The sequence below is a fragment of the Nostoc sp. 2RC genome, from assembly GCF_014222165.1.
GTDB classification, from domain to species: domain Bacteria; phylum Cyanobacteriota; class Cyanobacteriia; order Cyanobacteriales; family Nostocaceae; genus Nostoc; species Nostoc linckia.
Genome location: NZ_JACKZU010000508.1, coordinates 1 through 4,481, shown reverse-complemented (window position 1 = coordinate 4,481; position 4,481 = coordinate 1). Strand labels below are relative to the sequence as shown.

Annotated in this window: 1 protein-coding gene; it reads left to right on the top strand. The window is 46.8% G+C overall.

What is annotated here, in order from left to right; all coding sequences use genetic code 11:
* Positions 1 to 713 precede the first annotated feature (713 nt).
* The gene (locus tag GNE10_RS32320) at positions 714 to 4,343 is read left to right on the top strand and encodes a putative Ig domain-containing protein (protein WP_185570068.1); all 3,630 of its coding nucleotides are present in this window, start codon (positions 714 to 716) and stop codon (positions 4,341 to 4,343) included.
* Positions 4,344 to 4,481: the final 138 nt, after the last annotated feature.

Genomic DNA, 4,481 nt, shown 5'->3' with positions numbered 1-4,481 from the left:
AAAAATTATAATTTGCGCGGCTTCCGTTCAGATGGGGTCTCAATTCCCATCCGAACATTCTCCTGTACCTCTCAATTTCTGGCGTTGCAGAATCAAAATATGAATCATGCGATCGTTTCAAGCTTGCGGATCTGACTTAATTCGCACCTTGGGCATTTTATAGCGCGATCGCTCTCATTCATATTTCTATTGTGCAACGCCCCTATTTTTTTGTATCCTACCCTGCCTTAAGCCACTTCTCTACAAGACGCTCCTTTGAACGTGTCTATGCGTCCTTGGTGGTAGTCTGCGGCAAGCCGCTGTGCGTCTACGTTTGTTCATAATTTTGCGTAAGTCCTGTTCAATTAAAAATCGCTATAAATTCAAAAATTCCTTGATGTCACAGATTTTCGGGCATTTTGATGCAACTGAACTATTCTTCACAATCTCAAGGTTGCATATTTTGATTTCACTGATCCCAAGAAGTAATACAGAAGGCAGTCAAACGATCGCTTTCAAAGAAAACATTACAGGACTTACGCAAAATATCTCTCAAACTCTCATTTCTCCGTGAACTCTGTGCCTCTGTGGTAGCCTACGGCAAGCCGCTCCGCGTCTACGTTTTTACGTGACTCGTGCGTAAGTCCTACATTAATCTCTTTACTTCCGAGCGCCTCAAAAGCTTCGCTGCTGTCTTGTTGATAACTAACTACAACAAATTATAAAAGGAAATTATGGCAAATTCAGTTTTTAACTTATCTAACCTCAACGGTACTAACGGCTTTGTGATTAACGGTATCAACACAGGCGGCTACTTAGGTGAGTCTGTCAGCAGTGCTGGGGATGTCAACGGTGACGGCATCGATGACCTGATTATCGGCGCACCGTATGGTAATTATTCAGGACAGAGCTATGTGGTGTTTGGCAAAACCACAGGTTTTAACCCCACTCTCAACCTTTCCACCCTTAACGGTACTAACGGCTTTGTGATTAACGGCATCAATGGAGGTGGCAACTCAGGTTGGTCTGTTAGCAATGCTGGGGATGTCAACGGTGACAGCATTGATGACCTGATTATCGGCGCACCCTCCCTTCATGCCAATACTCCAGGACAGAGCTACCTAGTATTTGGTAAAACTACAGGCTTTAACCCCACCCTCAACCTTTCCACCCTCAACGGTGTTAACGGCTTTGCGATTAACGGCATCTATGTAGGTGACTTCTTAGGCTACTCAGTCAGCAGTGCTGGGGATGTCAACGGTGACGGCATCGATGACCTGATTATCGGTGCGCCATTTGCCAGCCCCAACGCCTCTAATTCAGGGCAGAGTTATGTGGTATTTGGCAAAACCACAGGCTTTAGCCCTACCCTCAACCTCTGGTCTCTTAATGGTGCTAACGGCTTTATGATTAACGGCATTAAAGCAGGCGATCGCTCTGGCAGGTCTGTCAGCAGTGCTGGGGATATCAACGGTGATGGCATCGATGACCTGATTATCAGCGCCAGATTTGCTTCCCCCAACGGCGAAGAATCAGGGCAAAGCTACGTAGTCTTTGGCAAAACCACAGGCTTTAACCCCACCCTCAACCTTTCTACCCTCAACGGTGCTAACGGCTTTGTGATTAACGGCATCAAAGCAGGTGACTTCTTAGGCTACTCAGTCAGCAGTGCTGGGGATGTCAATGGTGACGGCATCGATGACCTGATTATCGGTGCGCCATATGCCTCTCCCAAGGGCACATCGTCAGGGCAAAGCTACGTGGTATTTGGCAAAACCACAGCCTTTAGCCCCGTCCTCAACCTCTTGTCCCTCAATGGTGCTAACGGCTTTGCGATTAACGGCATCAATGCAGATGGCTACTCAGGCTACTCAGTCAGCAGTGCTGGGGATATCAACGGTGACGGCATCGGTGACTTGATTATCGGCGCGCAATATACCTCCCCCAACGGCATATCGTCAGGGCAGAGCTACGTGGTGTTTGGCAAAACCACAGGCTTTAGCCCTACTCTCAACCTTTCCACCCTCAACGGTGCTAACGGCTTTGTGATTAACGGCATCAATGGAAATGCTAACGGCTTTGCGAGTGGCATCGATTACGATAACAGCTCAGCCGGTTCTGTCAGCAGTGCTGGCGATATCAACGGTGACGGCATCGACGACTTGATTATCGGCGCACCATACGCCTCCCCCAATGGCTATAATTCAGGGCAGAGCTACGTGGTGTTTGGCAACCGCGCTCCTATACTTGACCTGAACGGCAACTCTGATGGAATTGATTCTAGTATTACCTTTAACGGCAATCCCATCTCCATCCTCAACAGCGACTTCAGCCTGAGGGACAATAATACTACCCTCGCTGGTGCTACCATCACCATTACTAATCTTTTGGATGGGGTAGCCGAAAGGCTCACTGCCACAACCACAGGCAACATCAAAACTACCTATAACGCCACCACAGGCACTCTCACCCTCAGCGGCACGGATACCATTGCCAATTACCGCCAAGTTCTCGCCAGCATCACGTACAACAATACAGCTAACACTGTCAATACCACTAACCGAGTAATTAAGTTGGTCGTCGATGACGGACAGGCTCACAGTAACACCAGTGCGGTGGCAACAACTATCTTAGACTTTAATCAACCACCGATCGCTGTCAATGATGTCTTCAGCACTGATGAAGACACAGTTTTGAATGGCAATGTGCTATTTGCCAATCCTACTACTCCCGACAGTGACCCGAATAACAACACTTTAACAGTGATACAGGTAAACGGCAGTGCTGCAAATGTCGGCAATCAAATTACTCTGGCTAATGGTGCGCTGTTGACTCTCAACGCTAATGGTGAATTGACCTACAACCCCAATGGCAAATTTGAATCTTTGGGCACAGGTGCAACTGCCACTGACAGTTTCACTTATACCATTAGCGATGGCAAAGGCGGCACAAATACAGCAACAGTTAACATCACCATCAACGGTGTCAACGATGCTCCCACAGTGCAAAATGCCATTACTGACCAAACTACAGTTGAAAATAATATTTTCAACTTCACTATTCCTGACAACACCTTTGCTGATATTGATGCAGGCGATACCTTAACCTACAGTGCCACATTAGATGACGGTAATTCTCTACCTGCCTGGTTGTCTTTCAACTCCAACACCCATACCTTCACTGGCACACCTAGCGATTTGGATGTCAAAACCATCAGCATCAAAGTCACTGCCACCGACAGCAGCAATACTAGTATCAGCGATACCTTTAACTTGAGTGTCACACCACTCAACATCACAGGCTCCCTTGGTGCAGATACACTCATCGGCACAGGCTCTAACAATATCATTAATGGGCTAGCTGGTAACGACAAACTCACAGGTGGCGGTGGAGACGACTTGCTCACAGGTGGCGGTGGACAAGATAAGTTCATCTTCCGCCCTGGCGATGGTATCGACACCATCACGGATTTTGGTGGCTACGGTACTGGCTTTACCCCCAACTCAGCCGTGCTTGCCGAATTGGACATACTACAATTTATTGGCACTGACTTGACTGCCAAGAATCTGCTACTAACTGAAAATGGCAATAATTTAGAAATCACCTTTGACAACGTTGCTAATACCAAAGTCATTCTGCAAAACTTGTCACAGGAAAAATTTGCTAACGGTCCTGGTGGCAGTGGCAACTCAGTAGTGGGCAATATCCAGTTTAATGGTCAGGCAAGTGTTACTGATAGTATTGATATCTTTGATAAAAATGATAATCTTACTACCCTCTATTCTCAAAACATGGTGACGTTTCTCAATGACTTAAACAATAACGTCAAAGGTTTTGACAACTCCAATGATGTCATTAATGGTCAAGGCGGTAATGACACAATTGATGGTTTAAGTGGCAATGACTATCTGCGTGGTGGAGCAGGCAATGATATCCTCATCGGTGGTGCAGGCAATGATACTCTAGCTGGCGGTGCTGGTAACGATGTGCTTACGGGTGGCAATAATGCCGATTCTTTTATTTTCAACACCAATGCCACTTTCACTAACTCTGCTGTTGGTATCGACCAAATCACTGACTTCACACGTTCTCAAGGTGACAAAATAGTTTTAGATAAAACCACCTTCAGTCAAATTACCTCTGCTGCTGGAAATGGTTTTAGTAATGTGGCTGATTTTGTGGTTGTCAATTCCACCCAAATTCAACAAGGCATCACCAGCGCTGCAATTGTTTACGATGCTGTCAGTGGGGGGTTATTCTACAACGAAAATGGTAGCGCCCCTGGTTTTGGCAATGGCGGTCAATTTGCAACTCTGGCTGGTCTGCCAAATCTGTCGGCTTCTGATTTTGTTATCCAAGCCTAAGACACCCAATACTCACAGCAGGGCGCAAACAGCGTTAGATCTCAATACTGCTCGGTTAACGATTTTTAACTCGGCATTGGGTCTGGGGAAAAGGTGAGCCAGCGCGGTCTTGGGGGTTTCCCCCATGAGCGACTGGCG

What these genes read in the sequence shown, in the direction of transcription:
- GNE10_RS32320 (WP_185570068.1), top strand. Translation starts at nt 714, where the DNA reads ATGGCAAATTCAGTTTTTAACTTATCTAACCTCAACGGTACTAACGGC.